The organism is Acidovorax sp. KNOB132, assembly GCF_057541515.1.
Genome location: NZ_BAAJYT010000448.1, coordinates 1 through 1,929 on the forward strand (window position 1 = coordinate 1; position 1,929 = coordinate 1,929).

The window sequence follows — 1,929 nt, forward strand, 5'->3', positions numbered from 1 at the left end:
GTGCGCGGCCAGCGGCTCTGGAGCAGCTGCCGGCCCATGGCGCGGCTCACGGGCGCGCTCGGCCGGTCACGCCCAGCCAGCTGGGCAGGTGGGCCAGGGGCGCCAGCGCGGCGATCACGTCCTGCCGATGGCTGCGCACCTCCAGGCCCAGCGCGCCCTGGCCGGCGGCGGGCAGCATCTCGGCGGGCTCGAACGTGGCGCGGATGCGGTCGTCCAGGCCCAGGCGCTTCAGGCCCGCGGCGGCGAGCACGATGGCGTCATACAGCCCCTCATCGAGCTTGCGCAGGCGGGTGTCGAGGTTGCCGCGCAGCGGCTCGATCTTCAGGTCGGGCCGCAGGGCCTGCAGCAGCACCTGGCGGCGCAGGCTGGAGGTGCCCACCACCGCGCCCTGGGGCAGGTCGGACAGGCGCGCGAAGCGGTTCGAGACGAAGGCATCGCGCGGGTCCTCGCGCTCCATCACGGCGGCCAGGTGAAAGCCGTCGGGCAGCTCCATCGGCACGTCTTTCAGCGAGTGCACGGCGATGTGCGCGCGGCCTTCCTCCAGCGCCACTTCCAGCTCCTTCACGAACAGGCCCTTGCCGCCCACCTTGCTGAGCGTGCGGTCCAGGATCTGGTCGCCCTTGGTGGTCATGCCGAGCAGCGTCACGGTGTGGCCGCGTGCCTGCAGCAGGGCGCGCACATGCTCGGCCTGCCACAGGGCCAGGCGGCTTTCGCGGGTGGCGATCACGAAGGGGAAATGGGTGGGGGTTTCGAAGGGGTTCATCGCGGTAGGAGGGCCGCCGGGCACGGGCGCAAGGCCGGGGGTGCGCGGGGCGGGTGCGCCGGGCGGCGCGGGCAGCGGGGATGCTAGCATGGGCCCGCAGCAGCCGCCGCCCTCTGTCCATGATGCGCCCGAGCGCGCAGGAGACCTTTTCCGCATGAACGCGACCCCCCGCAAGACCGACGCCGCGCCCGCACCGGCCGCCCCCCGCAGGACCGACAAGGACCTGCCGCTGATCCAGGACATCCGGCTGCTGGGCCGCATCCTGGGCGACGTGATCCGCGAGCAGGAAGGGGTCGCCGCCTACGACCTCGTGGAGCAGGTGCGCAAGCTGTCGGTGGCCTTTCGACGCGATGCCGACCAGGAGGCCGACAAGGCGCTCAAGAAGCTGCTCAAGGGCCTGTCGGGCGACCAGACGGTCAGCGTGATCCGCGCCTTCACCTATTTCAGCCACCTGGCCAACCTGGCCGAGGACCGCCACCACATCCGCCGCCGCACCGTGCACGAGCGCGCGGGCAGCGCCCAGGAGGGCAGCATCGAGGTGGCGCTGGCGCGCATGCGCTGGGCGGGCATCGCGCCGCGCACCATCTCGCAGACGCTGGCCAGGAGCTACGTGGCGCCCGTGCTCACCGCCCACCCGACCGAGGTGCAGCGCAAGAGCATCCTGGATGCCGAGCGCGACATCGCCCAATTGCTGGCCGAGCGCGGCGACATCCAGGTGCGCGCGCAGCTGTACAACAGCGCCAAGGACGCGCTCACCCCGCGCGAGCTGGCGGCCAACGAGGCGCGGCTGCGCGCCCGCGTGGCCCAGCTGTGGCAGACGCGCCTGCTGCGCTACACCAAGCTCACCGTGGCCGACGAGATCGAGAACGCGCTGTCGTACTACGAATCGACCTTCCTGCGCGAGATCCCCAAGATCTATGCCGATCTGGAGCGCGAACTGGGCAACCAGCCCGTGGCGAGCTTCCTGCGCATGGGCCAGTGGATCGGCGGCGACCGCGACGGCAACCCCAACGTCAGCGCGGCCACGCTCTCGCTGGCGCTGGGCCGGCAGGCCGAGGTGGCGCTGCGCCATTACCTGACCGAGGTGCACTTCCTGGGCGGCGAGCTGTCGCTGTCGGCCCGGCTGGTGCAGGTCTCGCCCGACATGCAGGCCCTGGCCGAGCGCT

At 72.2% G+C, this 1,929-nt stretch carries 1 protein-coding gene and 1 pseudogene; one reads left to right on the forward strand and one right to left on the reverse strand.

Going from position 1 to position 1,929, the window contains the following annotated elements:
- Positions 1–763, reverse strand: a pseudogene (gene hemC / locus AC27IO_RS23580) (hydroxymethylbilane synthase); the annotation flags it as partial.
- A 154-nt stretch (positions 764–917) separates the two neighbouring features.
- Between hemC and AC27IO_RS23585 the strand changes: the two are divergent.
- Positions 918–1,929, forward strand: a 1,012-nt coding sequence (locus AC27IO_RS23585) for a phosphoenolpyruvate carboxylase (RefSeq protein WP_498741090.1), incomplete at its 3' end; no start/stop codon positions are given.